This window comes from Mucilaginibacter sp. GW821-FHT07G05, from assembly GCF_059418565.1.
On sequence record NZ_JBWKQC010000006.1, the window covers coordinates 232,243 to 254,487 of the forward strand.

The following is a 22,245-nucleotide window of genomic DNA, read 5'->3' on the forward strand; positions in this document are numbered from 1 at the left end:
AAAGGTTTTACTATATTTAAGGCAAATAAAATCAGTTTTTACATTTATGATGGCATCATACCACCTGTAAAACTGCTTATTATTGCTTATAAACCACTATTTCTGTATATTTTTTTGTTTAACCAATTATAGTTCCCTATAATTATCACATCTTTTTGTATGAAAAAATCGGTGTCAATTAAAGATATTGCCAAACTGGCCAATGCGTCAATCACCACGGTATCTTTTGTTTTAAACGGAAAGGGGCGCATTAGCGAAACCACCCGAAAAAAAATTTTAGACGTGGCCACCGCCAATGGCTACCAAGCTAACCGTATGGCCGTAGGCTTGCGCACGGGTGTTTCAAAAGTTATTGGCCTTGTTGTAGAAAACATTGGCGGTCACTTTTTTGGCGCGCTGGCCAAGGTAATTGAAGAAGAAGCCGAAAAACATGGCTACCGCATTATTTATTGCAGCACCAATAACGATATACAGAAAGGACAGGAAGTTATAAAAATGTTGTCGCAGCAATTGGTTGATGGTTATATTATTACCCCGCTTAAAGGTTTAGAGGATGATGTAATGGCGTTGGTGAACAATAACAAACCGGTTGTACTGATAGACGGTTATTTCCCGGGCCTTAACATACCGCATGTACTGGTTGATAACACCGGCAGTGTGGTAAACGGCATTAACTGCTTTATAAAAGAGGGTTATAAAAAAATAGGTTTTGTAACCGTGGATATTGAGCTGGTGCAATTAAATGAAAGGTTGCAGGGTTACAGCGATACCCTGAAGCAAAACAATATTAAAGAGGTTAAGAAAAACATCCTGAAGCTGCCTTTCGATATTGATAAGTATGATGCTGTAGAGGTGATTAAAGATTATATCCTGAAAAACAAGAACCTCGATGCCATATTTTTCGCTACCAACTATTTGGGCATATTGGGCTTACAAGCCTTAAAGGAACTTAACCTGAGCATTCCGGATGATATAGCGGTAATCAGTTTTGATGATAACGAATTGTTCGACCTTTACCCGCCGGGCATTACCTCTATCAAACAGCCCACTTACGAAATTGCGAAATCGGCCATTGATATCCTGTTGTCGCAATTAATGCAAAACAGAACCAATATTTCTGATCTGAAATTGCAAATTCCGTCGACCATTATTGAACGAGGTTCAACCCGTACTAAAAAAGCATTGGTTAAAGAGGTTGCATATTGATAAAAGCGACTTTAGCTTATTTTTATCTAAAGAAGACCTGTACAATTGCATATAATTTTAAACAAACAATATAATTATTAACAAAACAGGCAAAAACGCGCTTTCAAAGCCAAAATATTCAAAAAATAAAGGACAGCTATTTGATAAAAGCTTTTACTATTATATATTTGTTAAAATATAAACATCCAAAACAACTGTATTTTAAAATCGAGCTTTAAATCATTACGATATAAGGCATTTTTCATATCAAAATTGATAAAACGTTTTATCAATTCGAATTTTAAAATACAACTCATTATTAATGCCCAACAAGAAGGCACAAAACACTTGAGTTCTTTTTCATAAGCATTAATGTTTATGAATTATTTATTAAACTACCGTAGTGCCACCCGCGAGTATAAAAACTAATATATGTGAAACAGATGCACTACCGTAGGTTTTAGCATGCTATATCGTTTTACAGATTAGTTAATTATATTTGGGAAGTGTTCGCGAGGGATGCTTCCCTTTTAATAAACCGTAAACTACCCCATTTATTAATATGACCATCATAAAATCAGCCGCCATTGCAGCATTGATCATTGGCGAATTATGCATTTCGTGCAGTAAGGATAAGGCCAAGCCGTCCAATACGACCAATCCTCCCGACACCACCAAAACACCTGTAACGGGTGAAGCCGCTCCGCCCGAAAGATGGAAAGAGCATTGGTTTGAACACAATCAAAACCTTACACGCGTGTATTATGATAGTGTTGTTGCTGTTTATTATGACGCTGATGTAAAACGCAGCATTACCTGGCCTTACAAAGTTATGGGCGATGTATGGCGCTACACTAAAAAAACTTATGGTGATTTCGGTACGGGCAAACGCCTTTACGTTATCTTCCACGCGGGTAAATATAGCGGCGGGCACCCGGCATCGTACTTTGATGCCAGCCACGATAACCGTAATGTGGTTGATATGGGTTCGAGCGATTTCAACGCGTGGCAAAACCCTACCGGTACAGATATCGCCATCCCTATCCACGAGGTTGGCCACATTGTAGAAGGCGCATCAAAAGGCATCAAAAATTCACCTTCGTTCCCGCTGTGGGGCGATAGCAAATGGATGGAGATCTACATTTACGATGTATTGCTGGCTTTGGATAAAAAGGCCGAAGCGGACAAAATCTTCGTTGAAATGCAAACCAAAGAAGACGATTTCCCGCGTGCAGGTTCGCAATGGTTTAAAAACTGGTTCTACCCTATTTACAGCAAATACGGCGGCGCTAAAGTGTTAAACAAATACTTTGTTTTACTGGCTGCCAATTTCCCTAAAAATGGTAAAGAGTATAGTCGCGACTTAAACTGGGGCGAGTTTATCCACTTTTGGAGCGGTGCCGCAGGTGTTAACCTAAAAGAGCAGGCTACCATAGCATTCGGCTGGCCCGATGAATGGGAAACCCAGTTTAAACAAGCTCAAAAAGACTTCCCTAACGTTAAATATTAATCAAGATCAAGCACAAAAAAATGAAATTAAAAGTTACCGTATTTACAATTGCCGTATTATGCTGCATGCAGGCTTTAACGGCAAGCGCGCAAGGTAAATGGACCACCATAGGCACTTATCTTACCCGCGATTCTATCACTAAAAAAGGTTATACGCTGATATTCATTAACAAAGATTCAACCTTCGCGCAGGCCGCCGGTGATTCGGTTAAAACCCGTATGATAGACGCCTTTTTTAAAGTATACCCTGCCGAAGCGAAAAAATACAACAAGAAAACCACCCGTACGGTAACCTTTATTGTTGACCCCGGCTACAAAGGTGTGGCAGCTGCCAGCGATGGCATTATCCGCTTTAACCCGGGATGGATGTTGCGTAAACCTACCGATGTTGATGTGGTTACCCACGAAGTAATGCACATTGTACAGGAGTACGGTTACAGTGCCGGTCCGGTTTGGTTAACCGAAGGTATTGCCGATTATGTACGCTTTAAATTTGGTGTGGATAACGAAGGCTCAAAATGGACCATGCCCGAGTATAAAGAAACCCAAAGCTATAAAAACAGCTACCGCATTACCGCACGCTTTTTTGTTTGGATAGAAAAAACCAACAACAAAAAACTGGTTGTAGAGCTTGATAAACGCTTAAGGGCTCACACTTACACTGCCGATACCTGGAAAGAACTTACCGGTAAAAACGTTGATGAGCTTTGGGCTGATTACGCTAAAAACCCAGTTATATAATACTGTATTACCACAGTTTAATATTACCACACAATTAAAGGCCTGCACTAAAAACGCAGGCCTTTTTTATGTTTAACCGTTATCGGCAAAGCCGGGGTAGAGTGTCATCCCGCCATCTACAAAAATGGTGGTACCGGTTATGTAGTCGGCCTCGTCAGATGCCAGCCATACGGCCAGTTTGCCCACATCTTCGGGCTGGCCTATCCTGTTGTAAGGTATCAGTTCCAGCAGTTTTTCCATCGCTTCGGGGGTTTCCCAGGCGGCTTTGTTAATGGGGGTTTTTATAGCGCCGGGGCCTATGCCTACCACACGTATCTTATGCGGAGCCAGTTCCTGCGCCATACTTTTCATCATCATCATTACACCGCCTTTGCTGGCCGCATAGTTAATATGGCCAGCCCATGGTATCACCTCGTGTACGCTGCTCATGCAAATGATCTTCCCGGCGGCTTTGCTCCTGCCCTCCACCACACCTCGCCGGATAAACTCCCGTGCAGCCTCCCTTCCGCATAAGAACTGGCCTGTAAGGTTTACGTTGATCACCTTCTGCCACTCATCCAGCGTCATATCAACAAACTTAGCATCTTTTTGCATGCCCGAATTACTCACCAGTATATCAATAGTGCCGTAACGCTCAAACATGGCAGCAAACATGGCCTGCACATCGTTTTCGCTGCTTACATCGGCTTTGTGGGCGTAGGCTTCGCCACCGGCTGCTGTAATTTCCTTTACGGTTTCATTAGCGGCTTCTTCATTGTGAGCGTAGTTGATCACTACCCTTGCCCCGGCTTTGGCCATGGCAATTGCCACACCTTTGCCTATCCCGCTATCGCCGCCCGTAATTAATGCTGATTGATTATTGAGTGATTGCCCCATACGTTTCATTTTCTGCTAATTTAAGCGGATAGAGGTCTTTTTTGTTTGTTGCTTACACTTAAATATTCTTCACAATAATATCCCCATAACGAAACCCTTGCTTTACAATTAATTTATACGGATATTGTATTGCATACCTATAAACCACCATCCTCCCCGCAGGGTTATTAATCTTTACAGCTATGAAATGGACGCTCTTTATTCAGCAGAAGACAAAAGTTGCCATGCTGCTTTTTTGCATCATGCTTTTCGCGATATTGACCAGTGTAATTGGCGGCCGCAACCTCGATAATATCAATTATTCGGTAAAATCAATTTATAACGACAGGCTGATTCCGGCTACCGATCTGTATTATATAAGCGACAACCTGCATAGTAAAAAGGCACTGCTCGAAAGCGCCCTGAACAATAGCGAAAATGTTACGGCTACCCATCAGCAACTTAAGCATATCAACGCCAGCATCAGCAAGCTTATCACACAGTTTGAGGGCACCTACCTGGTAAAAAGCGAACCCGAATTTATAGATCAACTTAAGCATAACAACAAATTATTGACCGTAGCCGAAGCAAGCATCATCAGGCTGCTGGCCGCTAACCAACATGCCGAAGCCAAAGCTATTTATGATCAAAACGTGCTTAACACGCACAAAAACAACATTACACTGTTAAGCAAACTCATGAATATACAATCTGCCGTAGGTAAAGACCTTATTAAACAATCGGCATTTAACGCCAGTAGTTTCAACCTGCTGTCAACCTTGCAAATACTGGTATCGGTAATTATCGGGGTGCTTATTATTAAGCTGGTTATCGCCTCAAAACTTAACAATACCGTTTATAAAAAATACAATATGAACTAAGCAGGGCGGCATTACCCATTGTTTAAATATTCCTGTTGGGTTTAAGCCCGGGTGTTGGAATGTATTTTGCTTAACAGGCATATAATCTTTAGTACACGCATTTCAATATATATTTTTATGCCCAAATGGTTAAAAACTACGCTTAAGGTATTAGGGGGCTTTGTGGCTCTTATTATAATTATTTTTATAGGCCTTACTATTTATGTGAGCTATAACAAGCAAAAGGTATTAACCTTGATAACCAATACGCTCAATAAAAGCCTTGATGGTTCATTATCCATCGGCGATATCGACCCTACCTTTTTCTCGGGCTTCCCAGGTGTATCGGTATCGTTAAAAAATGTATTGTTGAAAGACAATCAGTGGGCAAAACACCATCATACTTTACTGCAAGCAGGCGATGTAGGCGTATCAGTAAACGCGTTGTCGTTATTGATGGGCGATGTGGATATTAATAAAATTGTGATCAATAACGCCTCTATCGATCTGTTTACCGATAGCACCGGCTACAGCAATACGGCAGTGTTCGGCAAAAAGAAACCCGACCCAAATAAACCAAAAGACACTGAAAGCAGCGAGCCACCCATTATACAACGCATTAACTTTAATAATGTAAAATTCGCGGTAGACAACCGCAAGGCATACAAGCTATTCAAATTTGAGGTACGCTCGTTAAAAGGTAAGGTTGATTATCCGAGCGAAGGATGGAAAGCGCACCTGGATATGGATACCCGCGTGGTAAGCCTGGCCTTTAATACCCGTCGTGGTAGTTTTATTAAGGATAAGGTGCTGAAGGGTCCGTTCGATATCGATTATACTTCAGATAGCCAGGTGATCAATGTGGCGCCTAATAAGCTATACATTGGTGAAGATCTGTTCACCATTGGCGCAGTATTTAATATGGCTAAAGACCCAGTTAACTTCACCATTAAGATACATGCCGATGAGCTATTATGGAGACATGCCGGCGCTTTACTGGCACCTAACATTACCGAAAAACTGAACATGTTTAACCTGGCCAAACCATTGCTGGTAAACGCAACCATAGCAGGCGATTTTGGCGGCGGCGGCGATCCGGCTATTGATGTGGATTGCAAAGTGCGCAACAACACCTTAACCAGTCCGGGTGGCACGGTGGAGGATTGTAATTTCGATGGGGTATTTACCAACAACTATGTAAAGGGCAAAGGTTTGGGCGATGAAAATTCGGCTATTAAACTTTTCCGCTTTACGGGCAAATACGATTATATACCTTTTACGGCCGATACCTCTATTATCGCTAACCTTAACAAGCCATTGGTGATCGGTACCTTCCGGTCAGATTTTCCGCTGATCAGGCTGAACCCTGTTTTGGGTGAAGAAGCGTTTAAATTCAGTAAAGGCAATGCCAAACTGAAGCTGCGCTATACCGCCGATGTTGTTGACTATAAACTAAACAAACCCATACTTACCGGAGTTGTAAGCATCAGCAATGCCGATATTAAATACCTGCCGCGTAACCTCGACTTGAAAAATACATCACTGTCAATACATTTCGCGGGTGATAACTTGATGCTGAACAACATCCGTTTGCAAAGCGGACGCAGCGTAGTATTGATGGAAGGAAAGATCAGCAACTTCCTGAACCTTTATTATAACGCGCCCGAAAAGATCCTGCTGACATGGAATATCCGTAGTCCGCAAATGTATTTGGGTGAGTTTCTGGGGATACTAAACGCACGTACCGTGGTAAAACGCCCGGTGAAACGCAATCCACGCCGATCAAACCTGGCCGACCAGGTGAACGCCATATTTGAAAAAGGTAGCGCCCAAATGCACCTGAGTGTGGATAAGGTATACTATAAAAAGTTTTTAGCTACCGATGCCAAAGCGGATATTTTGCTGGCCAATAACAGCCTGCTCATCCGCAATGTGAGTGTTAAACACGCGGGTGGTTCGCTCAACCTTAATGGTAAGATCATCCAGAACGGGCCATACAACAGCTTTGCTATTAACAGCAAGGTAAACAATGTAGATATCAGCCATTTCTTTTACGCGTTCAGTAATTTCGGCTTAACCAGTTTAACATCCAGCAACTTGCGGGGCTACCTGTCGTCAACAGCTAATGTGAGCGGGCGCATCAGCAATACCGGGGACCTTGTACCGCGATCGGTGAATGGCACCATCACCTTTAACCTTAAAGAGGGCGCGTTGCTATCCTTCGCCCCTATCAAAAGCGTGGGTAAGTTCGCCTTTCCGTTCCGCGATCTGGATAACATCAAATTCTCTAATTTGGGTGGAAAATTCGATCTGCGCGGCAACCTGATCACCATTAATCCTATGCAGATCAATTCGAGCGTATTGAATATGGATATTGCCGGTATTTACTCGCTTACCACAGGCACAAATATCGCGTTGGATGTTCCCCTACGTAACCCAAAGGACGACTATAAAATAACCGACAAAGCCGAACGTGATAAAAAACGTATGAAAGGTATAGTGATACACCTGCTGGCTACCGATGGCGACGACGGCAAAATAAAGATCAAACTGAACCGTAACCGCAAAAAAGATAAGGACAAGGATAAAGACGATAAAGAGAAGGAGCAGCAGGAAGAAGCTGCTAAAAAGGAAAGCTAAATAGAAATATCAATTGCGGCTGTAATGTTTTGCCGCTGTGTGCGTAATGTATTTATTAACCTTAAATACTTATGGCATACAGCGGCAAAATTTTGAAGAACCCCATAACCGGGCAGCACATAAAATTTATACAAACGTATAACGATACCCAGGGCAAACTGCTGGAAATGGAGAGTACCTACCATGCCCGCTCTACCGAGCCACCGGAACATTATCATCCCTATCAGTCGGAAGATTTTGAAGTATTGGAGGGAGAACTACGTGTAAAAATAGATGGCGAAATACGTACCCTGAAACCAGGCGATACGCTGCACATCCCGCTTAACAAAGTACATGCCATGTGGAACGATAGCAGCAACAAAGCAGTTATCAACTGGCAGGTACGCCCAGCTATGCAAACCGAATACCTGTTCGAAACCACCTGGGGACTGGCGACCGATGGTAAAGTAAATGATAAGGGCATGCCCAATATTTTGCAGCTTGCACTTACCGTAAATAAGTTTTCAGATGTTTTCAGGCTGATAAAACCGCCCTATTTGGTGCAAAAGATAGTATTTGGTGTATTAACACCTTTTGCCTGTTTGCTTGGTTATAAACCTACGTATAAAAAATATATAGATTAATTATTGAAGTTTACCCGACACGCCCACAGGTGTTGGGAAAGACTAATTTCTTAACCCGTCATGCCGAATTTATTTCGGCATCTCATTAGAAAAGTCTCAAATAAGCAAAGTGTTTACCCAGTTCGTGGGATGCTGAAACAAGTTCAGCATGACATTGATTGTCTGCCAACACCTTACCTATGCGCCCAGCGCCTGGTATATTTCGCAGCTTAATAGCCCGCTGCCGCCGCCATAGTGTTTAACCAGCGGAATATCAGCCTTAATATCCCTGAAGATGATGCTTAGCTCTTTCTCTTCATCATCGAGCAGGCCGCCGCCAAACAGCACCACATCAAACGGGTTATTTTCAAAAGCATTAACAGCATCGGCGGCGCTGAGTACGCCGGTGCCGTTCCATTGCTCATTATTATTGATGAGCCGCACAATGGTTTGTATAATGCCGGGATTGGTCCCGATCACTAAAATCTCCTTCTTCTCCATCCCCTTAAACATTAACAACCATTGGTACGTCCATCAAAAGCACCTGAACATCACTATCGGCCTTTATTTCTAAAGCGTCGGTATCCCAAATTCCCATTCCATCTCTCTCGTTCAGGCTTTGGCCATTAACGGTAACATCCCCGCTTATCACAAACACGTATACCCCGTTACCGTTTTTCTTTATATTGTATGTAGTAGTTGTGCCCGCAGTTAACTGCCCTGTATGGAACCAGGCATCCTGGTGTATCCACACGCCTGCATCATCGGCATTGGGCGATAATATCTGGTGCAGCACATTCTTTTCTGTAGTATTTATAGCAACCTGGTCGTACCGTGGCTGCACATTGCGCTTATTGGGGTAAAGCCATATCTGCAAAAACTTAACCGCCTGGTTAGGGTTGTTGTTAAATTCGGTATGGTAAATCCCTGTACCCGCGCTCATGGCCTGTATTTCGCCGGGCTTTATCACGGCTTCGTTATCCATGCTGTCGCGATGTTTTAATTCGCCCGATAGCGGTATGGAAATGATCTCCATATTATCATGCGGGTGATCACCAAAACCGCGGCCGCCGTCAACAGTGTCATCATTCAAAACCCTTAGCGCTCCAAACTGTATCCTTTCGGGATTATAATAACCCGAAAAACTGAAAGTGTGGTAGCTTTTAAGCCAGCCTAAATTTGCGAAGCCTCTTGTTGCTGCCTTGTGTATGATTGATTTTGCCATGATCTTTTTGTTATTTGATACAACAAAAGTACGGCCACCAAACCCGCAGGCACTTGATGTAGATTAAGAAATGAAATTACTTAGCCGGGCTACGCAGTATTTTGGCCTGCATGCGGCTAAAAAATTCGGGCGTTACACCTATATACGAGGCGATATCCTTTTTAGGCAACGCGTTGATAAGCGATGGGTACCGCTTACAGAAATTATTGTACCGCTCTTCGGCCGCGAGGCTCAGGTTATCCATCAGCCTTTGCTGGTAGGCTACCAATGAATTTTCGGTAATGATGCGAAAGAAGCGCTCGAACTTGGGCACCTGTATGTACAGCTTTTCCTGGTTGGCTTTCGAGAGCAGCAGTATATCGGTAGGTTCGTTAGCTTCAATATTCAGGTTGCCAGGTTTCTGACTGATCAAACTATACATATCAGCTATCCACCAGCCCGGCGGCGCGAAATTCATTACGTGCTCAAAGCCGTTGTGGTCTACCGTAAAACCCTTCATACATCCCGAAGTAATAAAGGCCGAGTACTTACATATCTCGCCATCTTCCAGCAAAAACTCTTTGCGTTTTAATTGCTTGGTCTGCAACAGGGTAACAAAATACGCGCCCTCTTCGGGCGTAAGATGAATGTATTTAGAGATACTTTGCAGAATAAGACTGGTTTCCATATATGTAATTGACAGGGCAATTTAAGCATTTATGTATTATTAAGGGGTAGATGCGAATGCAAAGCGTATATAAACACCCGTCTACGCTTCGCTGGACCACCCTCTCTGCTTCGCAAAGAGGATTGAAGGACCTTCCAAAATGAATAACTTCAAAACCCTTCTTTCCGCTTGCGGAGAGAGGGGTGACAAGCGCAGCGATGTCGGGGTGAGTCGGCATTTCATCGATCAATCTTTCAAAAAATAAATCAAAAATTACCCTCTATTCATTTCTTATCCTACGTCAAGTGCGGGCGTAAAAACGCGTGGTACTTTTGTAGTGTTAAATCACAAATCATAACACACGAAAACAAAACACAACATGGAAAATACAATCAACGGCATCCACCACATCACTGCGATAGCAGGCAATGCCAAACGCAACTACGATTTTTATACCAAAACTTTAGGCTTACGCCTGATCAAAAAAACGGTGAACTTTGATGATCCCGAAACATATCACTTATACTATGGCGACAAAGAAGGAACACCGGGTACTGTGTTAACTTTCTTCCCATGGGGCAATATACAAACCGGCAGAAGAGGCAGCAGACAAGCAACCGAAATTGGTTACTCAGTACCTGAAGGCAGTTTATATTTTTGGTTGAAACGTTTTGAAGACCATAATGTAACTTACAACAAGATCTCTGAAAAATTCGGTGAGCAATACCTTACCTTCTTAGATCCCGACGGTTTGAAACTGGAACTGATTGCTTCAAAAACACCGGATAACCGCTTACCATGGGAAACCGATGAGGTGAAAGCCGAAAACGCTACAAGGGGTTTTTACAACGTAACCATCACTACCAACAAAATGCAGCCAACTGCCGATATTTTAACTAATGTATTTGGCTACCGTTTGCTGGAGCAGCATGTAAACCGCTTCCGTTTTATTACCGACGCGGTTGATAACGCGGCCATTGTTGACCTGGTAGAAGTACCCGGAGAAATAGCAGGCCATGTAGCCGGAGGGTCTGTACACCACGTAGCTTTCAGGGTTAAAAATGAGGAAGTGTTAATGCAATACAGGGATAAAATAGCCGCATTGGGTTTACACATTACCGAAAAAATTGACCGTAACTATTTCTATTCACTGTACTTCCGCGAACCGGGTGGCGTGTTGTTTGAAATTGCTACCGATAACCCGGGCTTCAGCGTAGACGAACCGGTAGAAGAATTGGGCAGCCATTTAAAATTACCTGCACAATACGAGCAATACCGTACCCAGTTAGAAGAAACATTACCAAGCTTATATTAAAATGTACCAACACACTAAACAATATATTACCGCCGGGACACCCGCAGAAGAGGCTAAAGGCGCCCTGGTCATGCTACATGGCCGGGGCGGTACAGCCGCAAACATTGTGAGCCTGGCCCGCGAACTCAACACTAAGGATTTGGCCATTTACGCGCCGCAGGCTACTAACCAAAGCTGGTATCCTTATAGTTTTATTGCACCCGAAAGCCAAAACCAACCGGCTTTAGATTCGGCACTGGAAAACATAGGCGAACTGGTAAAACAGATTGAAGCAGATAGCATACCGGCAGAGAAGATCTATTTCCTGGGCTTTTCACAGGGGGCTTGTTTAACGCTCGAATACGTAGCCCGCAATGCCAAACAATATGGCGGCGTGGTAGCTTTCACGGGCGGGTTGATCGGTCAGGAATTGATAACTTCCCGTTACTCGGGTGATTTTAAGAACACCCCGGTGCTCATTACCACCGGCGATCCTGACCCGCATGTGCCTGTAAGTCGCGTGGAAGAAAGCAATGTTATATTGACTGATTTAAATGCCCAAACCACGGTAAAGGTATTTAAAGGCAGGCCGCATACCATTACCCAACAGGAGATAGATTTGGCTGATAGCCTTATATTTTCTACCATAGGTAATTGATTTTAGTTAACTATCTTGCAGTAATTAAAACCTGAATACCATGAAATACGAAGAAGTAGAACTGATCAACAACGAGCCTGTTCATAATTTCGAGCTCACTGTTGAGGGGCACCGTGCCTTTATCGATTACTTGCTGAAACACGATAAGTATTACCTGATACATACCGAAGTACCGCAGGAACTGGAAGGCAAAGGCGTAGCAGGCGCGCTGGTAGAAAAAGCCTTTACCTATATTGAGGCACAAGGCAAAAAGATAGTACCGCTTTGCGTATACATACAAGGTTTTTTAAAACGCCACCCCGAGTGGAACAGATTGGTAGCCTGATAAGATAATTACAATTACTATTGTTTAACGGCTTATAATAAAGATGGATAGTATTTTGCGCATGAACAGGCTCTTGCTATTTCTTCTTTTTGGTTCATTATTGCTGTCATGCACGTTTAAAAACGATGCCTCAAAAAGATCAACAGGTACAGATACTGCTAAAATACTAAGCCTGGTGTTTACGTATGATAAGGTTGTTGAGGATATGTATATTAAGCCTGATACCATTTTTATTATAAAAACGAAAAGAGCTAAATACAATTCTTCATGGCCTAAATATGCCGGTAAAATAAAAATTGATTATTGGGATGAAACTCCGGAGACAACGAAGCGCTTGCAGTTTAATAACCGAATAGATGATAAGCCCATGAGATACATAGTGACTTCATTCTCTATTGACCATGATTCATCCAACGTAACAGTATACGCCGTAAATCAGCGGTCCGACTATTCTTTCAAATTAAAAAAGACAGACAGTGTATGGACGGTCAGTCATTTCTCTTACACTATAGAGTAACTAAAAGGGGTTTCTTAAAACAAGAAACCCCTTTTTTATTTCAACTGTAATGTATTATATTAAGATGAACCTTATTTACTCAAGCTCATATTTACCTGCCTTACTTTGGCAATGTGGTGCGCGTTAAACACGATCACCGAAATAAATATAATACCGTACGATGCCACCTGCAAAAAGCTCATTTGCTCGTGATATACCAAATTGGCCAGCATAAACGCTATGATAGGGTTAATGTTAAGCAACATACCTACCGTTGATGAGTTAACGCGTTTAAGGGCATATAGGTTCAGGAACAAAGGGATAATAGTGAAAGCTACGGCTATCACTTCTATATACATATAGAATTTAAATTCCGTTGGTACCGGTCCTGAAAATTGGGGGTAGAATGGCAGCAGCATAATGGCCGAAAGTACAATATGGAAGGTAAGCGTAATAAACTTATCGAACCCGGTATTGCGGCGCTGGCTCACCAAATAGCTGGCATAGCTAAGGCCGATGATCATGCTGTAAAACATATCTATAATATTGGCGTACGATAACAGGATACAGCCTGTAACGCTTAACCCAATTGCTATCCATTGAAATTTATTCAATTTTTCGCGCAGCAGAAAATAGGCCAGCAGTGTTGTTAGTATCGGGCAAACCAAATAAGCCAGCGAAGTTGCCTTTACACTCACATGGTTCATTACATATATAAAAGAGAACCAGTTGATGCATAAAAACACGCTGCCGCCAATGTTTAGCAAGGCTGTGCGGCGCTTTTCATTTTTGGGGAGCTGGTTAAATGCCTTTATTGTTTGACCTAAAGCTGCGCGTTTAAACAAAACAGTGATCAGCAGCATTAATATTGCGCAGCTAAATACACGGTAAAACAGAATATCTAACGACGCGTAAGCATGTATGGGTTTTAAAACCAAGCTGAAAAAACCCCAGGTTGTATAGGCAACAATAGCTGCCAGGTAATATTTTGCATCCTTCATCTGATACTTATCCTCCTTTTATACTTGCAAATATCAGGAAAACCGACAAAGCAATACAGATACAGTTTTATGATTTTACAGCATAACAGATATTAAAATACATTATCTGAACCGTTTGCAATTTCTGTACCTGTTTTCCGTTTTAATAATTGTTATCACCACAAATTGATGATCCCTTTTTCACAAACGCACCTAAACATAATAAGTTCGGTTAAAGATGATGCCTGCTTTTATTAGAACCCTTATCGCCTCCTTTTTCATTTGTTTCGGCGCAAGCTTGCTGCAAGCACAAACCCTGCCGGGCAATAGCGCAGGTATAAAAACCGCCGACTCACTCTTCAAGATAAAATCCTATAACAGATCGGCCGAATATTATTTAAGATCGTTTGCACAAACGCCCGTCACCCGAACGGATATAAACCTGTTGAACGCGGCAAAGGCATGCACCAATAGTCAGCAGGTTGATAGCGCTTTCGCGTTCCTATCGGTAATTGTAAGCCGGAAACCACGCACATTTTATAATGCCATTGTTCATGAAGCCGAGTTTATACAGTTATGGCACGATAAAAGATGGCAGCTGCTATTGGCACAAATGGAAAAGGCAAAGAAGCGCTTTAATGCTTCGGTACCTTACGAATTGGAAAGCTTACGCAAAGAGCGTATGCGCATGGACCTCACAAGGATAGATTTAGCCCGAAAATTCGGCACAAACTCCAACGAATACAAACTTTACCAGGATACCGTATTTGCTAAAGATGCTGTGAACGCGCTGAAACTGAAATCCATTATTCACACCTATGGCTGGCCCGGTCCCGAGGAGATTGATGAAAACGGAGTAGAATCGCTCATTTACCTCTACCTCAAACTCAACTTTGCCGACCAGAAACGCTACTACCCGCTCATATCAACCGCGTTTAAAAAAGGCAATATCGATGCGGAAAACTATGCCATCATCACCGATAGGATTTCCTTTACCGACAAGGGAATCCAAATTTACGGCACCCGCCCCGGCGATCCCGTAATTAATAAGGATAGCCTAAACTACAGACGATTAGCCATAGGGCTTACTCCTGTAGAATAATTACAGGTTATTTAAAATCCTCAAATTAATTTATCAGCATTTTTATCTACTGGCCTTTTAAATATCAGCCTTCTCAAACTATCAGTTACGTTTTGGGGCAAAGAATCTGCAATATCAACTCCAGATGTCGGCGCATAACCTTTAATGTATTTCTTTACAATAAATGAGTGTGTGAGGGGATTTCAACTTCATGCCCTCGCTTTCTTTTAATTGATCTCCAATACACGCCGACTTGTACATCTTCAACCCCATTTTGTAGGCTTGTGTATCGCTGGCGGCTACTATCACGCTGGTTCTTATATCAAATGAGTAGTCTGTTGATTTGCCGGTTAAAACTTTTTTGTAGATCTCTACCCTGTATTTATTCAGAGGTTTAAGATGTTTCCGGACTTGTTGCTTACAACACACAAGCGATAAAAGCATCAACAGCAATAAACTATTCTTCATTATGATACAGGTTTATTAAGGTAAACTTATTAAAAATCCGGACGATTGCTCTAAAGTGTATGCGTTAAATAAAACTCCTGAGTTTGCATCCTTAATCAAAATACACTATTTAGATTTACTCTAAATAATATTCGTTAAAAAAATATATTTCTATACATTTGCTTCACTTTAATCAGTCTAAATAAGAATTAAATATCAATACATCACAAATAATGAATACTATGAGATCCTTACTACTCGCTCTATTACTAATCATCGGTGCAAACCAGGTTATGGCACACGCCTTATGGATTGAAACCAATACTACAGGCAAAGCCGGACAAGCACATGAAGTAAAAGTATTTTACGGCGAATACGCCACTAACGAGCGCGATGAAGTAAGCAAATGGTATTCGGATGTTAAAGAATTTACGCTATGGCTAACTGCGCCCGGCAAAGAGAAAGTGAAACTGACTACTACTCCGGGCAGCAATTTTTATTCGGCAACATTTACACCCGAAGGTTCCGGTGTATACGTTATAAGCGTAGTACACGAGGCCAAAGAATTGGGCGGCACTACAAAATACGAGTTTTCATCATTGGCAAACGTAGCCGTTGGGCCGGTAAAAACCATTGACCTGGCAACTATACCCAATAACTTAAAAGTTGCTGTTGCCGAAGCGAAAAACTACAAATTGAACGCGCCTGTACAGTTAAAAGCCGTACTCAATAATAAGCCGCTGGCCAACAAACCGGTTACTGTTTTTAGCCCCGCCGGTTGGACAAAAGAATTTACTACCGACGAAAATGGCGCGATAACCTTTACCCCGGCCTGGCCAGGCAGATACGTACTTGAAGTTAGCAATAACGAAAAAACAACCGGCGACCATTATGGCAAAAGCTTTACCGCTACATGGCAGGGCGCAACCTCAAGCTTCGAGGTAAATAAATAATATTAAAGTCCTGTTTACCCCCGTATACTTTTAGTTAACAGGGTAATGCAGGCACAAATTTCTATACCTATGCAAAAGAGAAGGTCGCGCTGTAATTGCGCGGCCTTTCTTGTTTGATATCCCGCTGATGATAAACATAGCCGGCTTTCATCACATTTTTATCGGGGTTCGTCACATTTTTATTTTAGTAAAAAAACGGCGCTGTACTATTGCGGGAGTAAAACATAACCCCAATATTACAGCAGTATGATTAAGTATATAAACGAACGGCTAAAAGAAACGGCCCGTATTGAATTTTGGATTGTAATAGGCTGTATAGCAGCCTCCCTCCTGTTCGATCTGATAGACATTGCCAGATCAGGCACGGCTAATACGGCCAGCGCTATCATCAACGGGGTTCCTATACCAACCGTTCAACCTGTGGGCAGTGCATTAACAGCGGCACTTTTTAATCATATTATCACGCTGATGAGTTATCTGATGCTTTGCTTCTATGTAATACCGGCCTTTGAAAGCCAGGATGAGAAGGCATCAAACTCAATATTCGTGTTTATCTTTATTACCGTTTGCTTTATGGCGGGCATTATCAATATGCACTTCGCGGCATTACTGGCCATCAAGATACTCTTCGTGTTTTTTGGGCGTAACCGGCAAAATAAAGATAATGCCCTATATCACGAAGTCGCCTTGCTCACCGCAACCTTCTTGCTTATAAGAGTAGGGATGATGTATATGTCGACCCCGCTATGGCTATATTATTATTTACTGTATAATTTACCGGTAGCCATTGTAATGTACCTGTATTTGGTACATCATTTAATGCCTAAATCGGCCACGAGGAAACGTCCTTTCTTATACTATTTACCAAGGTTATTGCTTTGGGCTGCGTTATCAACATTGGCCTTATATGGTGTATGCATGTGCTTTAAGGATAATACAAACGGCTTTATGGGGCAACTGCCTCAGCAAATGCTCACTCAGTTAACGGGGCTAAACTTGTGGCAAAAAATTGACGATGAGCGCATGATTACCATTTTGGTTACCAACTTCTTTTCGGTACTGCTTATTATCAGTCCGCTGGCGCGGGGTGTTTATAAAAGTCGCCACGCCAAACGCGACGAAGAGATAAAAGTGTTAAAAACCGAGCTGGGTAAAACCGATGCCAATCTCAACTTCCTGAAATCGCAAATTAATCCGCACTTTCTGTTCAATGCTCTAAACACCCTGTACGGCACCGCCTTGCAGGAAAATGCCGAACGTACCGGCGAGGGAATCCAAAAACTGGGCGATATGATGCGCTTTATGCTACAGGAGAACATGCAGGATAAAATATTATTGTCGCGCGATATTGATTACCTGAAGAACTATATACTGCTGCAAAAGCTGCGTACATCAACATCTGAAGATGTTACCATTGAAACCCAGATAGACGAAGAAGCAGGCGAACTGCTGATAGCCCCAATGCTGCTCATCCCTTTTGTGGAGAACGCGTTTAAGCATGGCATCAGTTTGCAAAATCCGTCGCACATAAGGGTAACGCTTCAAATAAGCGGCAACACGGTGTATTTCGATGTGCATAACAGCATCCATATCCGTAACGAAAACGACCCGGAGAAAGGCCAGAGCGGCATAGGGCTGGAGAATGTAAAACAACGCCTGGCACTGGTATATCCGCAAAAGCACGATCTTATTATACGCGAAAACGCCAAGGAGTTTTTTATACACCTCACCCTGCAGTTAGATATTAATAGTTAATTTTAAAGGATGATAGCCATTGCCATTGACGACGAACCCATAGCCCTTGACGTGGTAAGATCGCACGCTGCCAAGGTTCCGTTTGTTGAACTTACCGCAACTTTTACCAATGCTTTTGATGCCCTGGCCTATTTACAGCAAAACAAGGTAGACCTCATGTTTTTAGATATTAAGATGCCCGATATAAGCGGTATCGATTTTTTGAACACGCTGAGCAACCCGCCCATGGTGGTTTTTACCACAGCCTATTCCGAACATGCTGTAAAAAGTTTTGAGCTGGACGCGATAGATTACCTGTTGAAACCCTTTTCGTTGTCGCGATTTTTAAAGGCCTGTAACAAAGCGCACGAATTGTATAACCTGCGCAATAAACCGGCACCTGATGCCACGCCCGACTTTATTTTTGTGAAAGACGGTTACGAACAGGTAAAAGTGCAGCTGGATGATATACTGTTTGTAGAGGCGGCAGGGAATTACACCAAGCTTTACCTCATGGCCAACCGGTCGTTAAGTACACGCGTTACGCTGGCCGACATGCAGCTTTTACTGCCCGATAAAAAATTCATCCGCACCCACAGGGCATTTATTGTGGCCTGGGACAAGATAGATAAGTTCGACCGGGCGCAGATCAATATTAACGAGCATATCATCCCGATAGGGGCTATGTACGCCCAGGATTTGATAGCTAAAAAGGCATGGTAACCTTAAACTTAAGCCATAAATTTATATGCAAACCCTAAAACAATTGCAAAACGGCGAGTTAAAAGGCTCGGTTTCACTAAAACTCAGCGAGGGGCTTACAACTTTTCCGCCGGAGATATTTGAATTGGCTGATACACTGGAACTGCTCGATCTTTCTTTCAATAATTTAAGTGAATTACCTGCCGATTTTGGTCGCCTGAAAAAGTTGAAGATCTTTTTCTGCTCTGAAAATGCATTTACCGTTTTGCCGGAAGTATTGGCCGATTGCCCCCTGCTGGATATTGTAGGCTTTAAAGCGAATATTATTGAGGGGATACCTGTCAAAGCCCTCAACCCTAACATTCGCTGGCTTATATTAACCAATAACCGGATAACGCAATTACCTGCCCAAATTGGCTTTTGCATGCGTATGCAAAAGCTGATGCTCGCGGGCAACAGGCTAAGCGAGCTCCCTGTTGAACTTAGCACATGCAGCAATTTATCGCTTTTGCGTATTTCGGCTAACCGGTTAGGCCAGCTTCCGCAATGGTTATTGAGCATGCCTAAGCTTTCGTGGCTGGCGTTTTCGGGTAATTTATTTAACGTGAAGCCCGCTGTAACAGCTATCCCGTTTATTGATTTCGCGGAATTAGAATTAGGCCAATTGTTGGGTGAAGGTGCGTCGGGCATTATATCAAAGGCCCGGTGGCGTGGCAATGATGCAACCAAAGAAGTGGCCGTAAAGATATTTAAGGGAGCCGTTACCAGCGATGGCCTCCCCGAAGATGAAATGTATACCTACATGGCGGCAGGCAACCATGATGGTCTCGTAAAATTACTCGGGCAAATAGCACATCATCCCGAAGGAAAACAAGGCTTGGTAATGGCGCTGATCCCCCCGCGTTTCTTTAACCTTGGCAACCCGCCCAGCTTTGTGAGCTGCACGCGCGATGTATTTAATGCAGGCATGAGCTTGTCTAAACAACAGGTAATAAAAATCGCGGCCACTATAGCATCATTGGCAGCGCAACTACATAGCAAAGGTATTATGCACGCCGACCTGTATGCCCATAATACATTGGTAGATGAAAAAGGGAACACCTTATTCGGTGATTTTGGCGCGGCCTGTTTTTATAACAAAGAGGACACTGAAACAGCAGGTTTGCTGGAACGGATAGAAGTTAGCGCGTTTGGCCATTTACTGGATGACCTGCTTGGTTTATGCAAAGATGCAGGTACGGATGCTGCCCTATTGCGATTGGCTGATCTGAAAGATGTTTGTACAACACAAAATGTAGCGTCGCGCCCTGATTTTGAATATTTGGAAATTGAATTGAGCAAATTGCATTTACATCAGGATTCTTGATTTAGCTATTTCAGGCATACAGCTAATACCGGGTAAACAAAAAACCGCTCCATAATTAATATGGAGCGGTTGGGGTATTAGTATTAAGATACTACAAGGAGGGATATTACCAACCCGGATTTTGTACCATGTTAGGGTTTTTCAACACCTCAGCATTTGGTATCGGGAACAAGTAATCACGTTCTTTTCTGAATGTACGTGTTTCAACCACAACCCTGGTGTAAAAAGTATTGTCATTCTTAGTCATATCCATACCGAAGAACTGACCGCCATCGGTATTTTCAGCTATCTTCCATCTGCGTGTATCAAAGAAACGTACGTTTTCGAAGGCAAGTTCCACACGGCGCTCTTTACGGATAGCTTCGCGCATAGCAACCTGGCCGGCAGGTGCAGGCAAGCTCGCGCTGCCATATTGCGGCACACCGGCACGTTGGCGTATAAGGTTCAAATAGGTTACGATATCGGCATTGCCCGGGTCAGATTCGTTAAGTGCTTCAACATAGTCCAAATAAATATTGGCTAACCTTAATGCAACTATACCACGTGCATTATCACTGGTTGATACGTTTTTACGTACACAATAACCTGTTGGGGAAACGTCTGATGTACTTTGCGCCCTGCCTGAATTACCATTATAAAAGAAGTTAGTGATCAACGCACCGCTGCTTAACGGGTTAAGCCATGCACTATTATTGTAAGTGATACCTACATAAAATCGAGGTTCGCGATTTGTCCATTGGCTGTATATACTTCTTGAAACATTATCAAGAGGTGCCTGGTAATTGGTAAAACCTGTAGATACATAGCCTGATGCAGGATCATCAATTGAGCGGCCATTAGCCGTAAAATAGGCATCAACCATAGTTTGTGTAGCACCTAACGAACCGGCTCCCTGGTGCGCAGCATCCGCTTCCGGTGAACCTACGTGCTTAGGTGTACGATCGTATTGTGAATAGCTACCGCTTCTTGAGCGGGCGAAGATCCACTCGCTGTTCCAATCTGTAGTCATTACGTTGCGGCATGCTAAATAAGCAGCCACAAATGGATCGCTGTTTGCTACGGTGTACAGGCTATAGGTAGACGGTACAAACTCATTAATAAATTCTTTTGCCGCGGTAGCTGTTGCCGCCCATTTAGCCGCATCATATGTTTGGCTAACAAGTTGTGTACCATCAACATTTTTTAATGAGGCAAAATCAGTATTACCATTATAAAGCGGGCTGGCTTTATATAATAGAGCTTCTACCTTGTAAGCTTTACATATACCTTTGGTAATCCTACCCCACTCCGCACTAACCGGAGTTACAGGCAAGTCATTATAAGCGGCATCTAATTCGCTAACCACGTAATCAATACCCTGATCAAATGGTGCACGAGGCAAACGTAAATCACCTATAGGTGCATTAACGTCAAGCACCTGTTCGCCGATAAGTGGCACCGGTCCGTAAGTACGTAGTAACCAAAAGTAGAACATCGCCCTTAAAGCCCGCGCCTCGGCTTTATACCTTACCTTTACAGTAGCGTCAACCTCAAGGGAGTTAGCACCATCAATGTGTTGTATAAAATAAGTGGCATTACGTATAGCACGGTAATAATTTGTCCAAAATACAGATACACTTCCATCAGTATTACTCCATGTACTGGTGATCATGGTATTGCTATAGTTGAAATCCCAGGTATACTTCGCCTCGTCAGATGATGCCGTCCACGGCCCTGAATTTTCATTACCCGTAAACCGTTGTTCTAATTCGTTGGGTATAGCATTATAGATATTAGCTAAGAAGTTGTTGGTATTATTTCTTGAGGCAAATATCTTGTCTTCCGTAAGAATATCATCCGGCACCTGGCTCAAATATTTTTTACAAGAGCTCATGCTTACCAGCACAAGCAAACTTGCACATATAATCTTTTTCATATCGTTCAAATATTTTTTCTGTTTTTATGTA

Annotated in this window: 22 protein-coding genes; 15 read left to right on the plus strand and 7 right to left on the minus strand. The window is 42.7% G+C overall.

Annotated features, from left to right (window positions below; genetic code table 11):
* Nucleotides 1–159: 159 nt before the first annotated feature.
* The 3 genes from AC07NA_RS16755 to AC07NA_RS16765 all read left to right on the plus strand — a co-directional run bounded on the left by AC07NA_RS16755 (nt 160) and on the right by AC07NA_RS16765 (nt 3,435).
* The gene (locus tag AC07NA_RS16755; protein ID WP_494898750.1) at nt 160–1,206 is read left to right on the plus strand and encodes a LacI family DNA-binding transcriptional regulator; all 1,047 of its coding nucleotides are present in this window, start codon (nt 160–162) and stop codon (nt 1,204–1,206) included.
* Between the two features lie 541 nt (nt 1,207–1,747).
* Complete coding sequence (locus AC07NA_RS16760) at nt 1,748–2,695, plus strand: hypothetical protein (protein WP_494898752.1); 948 nt, start codon at nt 1,748–1,750, stop codon at nt 2,693–2,695.
* A gap of 20 nt (nt 2,696–2,715) precedes the next feature.
* Nucleotides 2,716–3,435, plus strand: coding sequence for a basic secretory protein-like protein (locus AC07NA_RS16765; RefSeq protein WP_494898754.1), 720 nt, complete (start codon nt 2,716–2,718; stop codon nt 3,433–3,435).
* A 72-nt stretch (nt 3,436–3,507) separates the two neighbouring features.
* Here AC07NA_RS16765 and AC07NA_RS16770 read toward each other — a convergent pair whose 3' ends face one another.
* Nucleotides 3,508–4,320, minus strand: coding sequence for an SDR family oxidoreductase (locus AC07NA_RS16770; protein ID WP_494898755.1), 813 nt, complete (start codon nt 4,318–4,320; stop codon nt 3,508–3,510).
* Between the two features lie 173 nt (nt 4,321–4,493).
* On the opposite strand from AC07NA_RS16770, the gene AC07NA_RS16775 reads away from it, so the two are divergent.
* From AC07NA_RS16775 to AC07NA_RS16785, 3 genes are all read left to right on the plus strand, one after another.
* Complete coding sequence (locus AC07NA_RS16775; RefSeq protein ID WP_494898756.1) at nt 4,494–5,171, plus strand: MCP four helix bundle domain-containing protein; 678 nt, start codon at nt 4,494–4,496, stop codon at nt 5,169–5,171.
* Nucleotides 5,172–5,288: 117 nt separating this feature from the next.
* Nucleotides 5,289–7,790 carry an AsmA family protein gene (locus AC07NA_RS16780; RefSeq protein ID WP_494898757.1) on the plus strand — a complete coding sequence of 834 codons (2,502 nt, stop codon included), beginning with the start codon at nt 5,289–5,291 and terminating at the stop codon, nt 7,788–7,790.
* Nucleotides 7,791–7,861: 71 nt separating this feature from the next.
* On the plus strand, nt 7,862–8,413 hold the full coding sequence (locus AC07NA_RS16785; RefSeq protein WP_494898759.1) for a cupin domain-containing protein: 552 nt from the start codon (nt 7,862–7,864) through the stop codon (nt 8,411–8,413).
* 177 nt (nt 8,414–8,590) lie between these two features.
* Here the strand turns inward: AC07NA_RS16785 and AC07NA_RS16790 are convergent, their stop codons facing one another.
* The 3 genes from AC07NA_RS16790 to AC07NA_RS16800 all read right to left on the minus strand — a co-directional run bounded on the left by AC07NA_RS16790 (nt 8,591) and on the right by AC07NA_RS16800 (nt 10,284).
* Nucleotides 8,591–8,893, minus strand: coding sequence for a hypothetical protein (locus AC07NA_RS16790; protein ID WP_494898760.1), 303 nt, complete (start codon nt 8,891–8,893; stop codon nt 8,591–8,593).
* Nucleotides 8,894–8,897: 4 nt separating this feature from the next.
* Nucleotides 8,898–9,617, minus strand: a complete 720-nt coding sequence (locus tag AC07NA_RS16795; protein ID WP_494898761.1) for a pirin family protein — start codon at nt 9,615–9,617, stop codon at nt 8,898–8,900.
* 76 nt (nt 9,618–9,693) lie between these two features.
* Nucleotides 9,694–10,284 carry a Crp/Fnr family transcriptional regulator gene (locus AC07NA_RS16800; RefSeq protein WP_494898762.1) on the minus strand — a complete coding sequence of 197 codons (591 nt, stop codon included), beginning with the start codon at nt 10,282–10,284 and terminating at the stop codon, nt 9,694–9,696.
* A gap of 358 nt (nt 10,285–10,642) precedes the next feature.
* Between AC07NA_RS16800 and AC07NA_RS16805 the strand changes: the two genes are divergently transcribed.
* The 4 genes from AC07NA_RS16805 to AC07NA_RS16820 are packed head-to-tail and all read left to right on the plus strand — an operon-like array spanning nt 10,643 to nt 13,057.
* Nucleotides 10,643–11,578, plus strand: a complete 936-nt coding sequence (locus AC07NA_RS16805; RefSeq protein ID WP_494898763.1) for a ring-cleaving dioxygenase — start codon at nt 10,643–10,645, stop codon at nt 11,576–11,578.
* A gap of 1 nt (nt 11,579) precedes the next feature.
* On the plus strand, nt 11,580–12,215 hold the full coding sequence (locus AC07NA_RS16810; protein WP_494898764.1) for an alpha/beta hydrolase: 636 nt from the start codon (nt 11,580–11,582) through the stop codon (nt 12,213–12,215).
* A 40-nt stretch (nt 12,216–12,255) separates the two neighbouring features.
* Nucleotides 12,256–12,540, plus strand: coding sequence for a GNAT family N-acetyltransferase (locus AC07NA_RS16815; protein WP_345210791.1), 285 nt, complete (start codon nt 12,256–12,258; stop codon nt 12,538–12,540).
* A 43-nt stretch (nt 12,541–12,583) separates the two neighbouring features.
* Nucleotides 12,584–13,057 (plus strand): hypothetical protein, encoded by a 474-nt coding sequence (locus tag AC07NA_RS16820; RefSeq protein ID WP_494898765.1) that lies wholly within the window; start codon nt 12,584–12,586, stop codon nt 13,055–13,057.
* A 71-nt stretch (nt 13,058–13,128) separates the two neighbouring features.
* On the opposite strand, the gene AC07NA_RS16825 is transcribed toward AC07NA_RS16820, so the two are convergent.
* On the minus strand, nt 13,129–14,037 hold the full coding sequence (locus AC07NA_RS16825; protein WP_494898766.1) for an EamA family transporter: 909 nt from the start codon (nt 14,035–14,037) through the stop codon (nt 13,129–13,131).
* Nucleotides 14,038–14,254: 217 nt separating this feature from the next.
* Between AC07NA_RS16825 and AC07NA_RS16830 the strand changes: the two genes are divergently transcribed.
* On the plus strand, nt 14,255–15,118 hold the full coding sequence (locus tag AC07NA_RS16830; protein WP_494898767.1) for a DUF6624 domain-containing protein: 864 nt from the start codon (nt 14,255–14,257) through the stop codon (nt 15,116–15,118).
* A gap of 141 nt (nt 15,119–15,259) precedes the next feature.
* Here AC07NA_RS16830 and AC07NA_RS16835 read toward each other — a convergent pair whose 3' ends face one another.
* A complete protein-coding gene (locus AC07NA_RS16835) occupies nt 15,260–15,565 on the minus strand; it encodes a hypothetical protein (RefSeq protein ID WP_494898768.1) in 306 nt (101 codons plus the stop codon).
* A 221-nt stretch (nt 15,566–15,786) separates the two neighbouring features.
* Here AC07NA_RS16835 and AC07NA_RS16840 point away from each other — a divergent pair, with 221 nt between their 5' ends.
* From AC07NA_RS16840 to AC07NA_RS16855, 4 genes are all read left to right on the plus strand, one after another.
* Nucleotides 15,787–16,497: a DUF4198 domain-containing protein gene (locus tag AC07NA_RS16840; protein WP_494898769.1), complete on the plus strand. Its 711-nt coding sequence runs from the start codon at nt 15,787–15,789 to the stop codon at nt 16,495–16,497.
* A gap of 246 nt (nt 16,498–16,743) precedes the next feature.
* A complete protein-coding gene (locus AC07NA_RS16845; protein ID WP_494898770.1) occupies nt 16,744–18,252 on the plus strand; it encodes a sensor histidine kinase in 1,509 nt (502 codons plus the stop codon).
* Between the two features lie 9 nt (nt 18,253–18,261).
* On the plus strand, nt 18,262–18,954 hold the full coding sequence (locus tag AC07NA_RS16850) for a LytR/AlgR family response regulator transcription factor (RefSeq protein WP_494898772.1): 693 nt from the start codon (nt 18,262–18,264) through the stop codon (nt 18,952–18,954).
* 25 nt (nt 18,955–18,979) lie between these two features.
* Complete coding sequence (locus tag AC07NA_RS16855; RefSeq protein ID WP_494898773.1) at nt 18,980–20,299, plus strand: leucine-rich repeat-containing protein kinase family protein; 1,320 nt, start codon at nt 18,980–18,982, stop codon at nt 20,297–20,299.
* 106 nt (nt 20,300–20,405) lie between these two features.
* On the opposite strand, the gene AC07NA_RS16860 is transcribed toward AC07NA_RS16855, so the two are convergent.
* Entirely contained in the window at nt 20,406–22,214 is a 1,809-nt protein-coding gene (locus tag AC07NA_RS16860; protein ID WP_494898775.1) for a RagB/SusD family nutrient uptake outer membrane protein, read from the minus strand.
* Between the last annotated feature and the right edge of the window lie 31 nt (nt 22,215–22,245).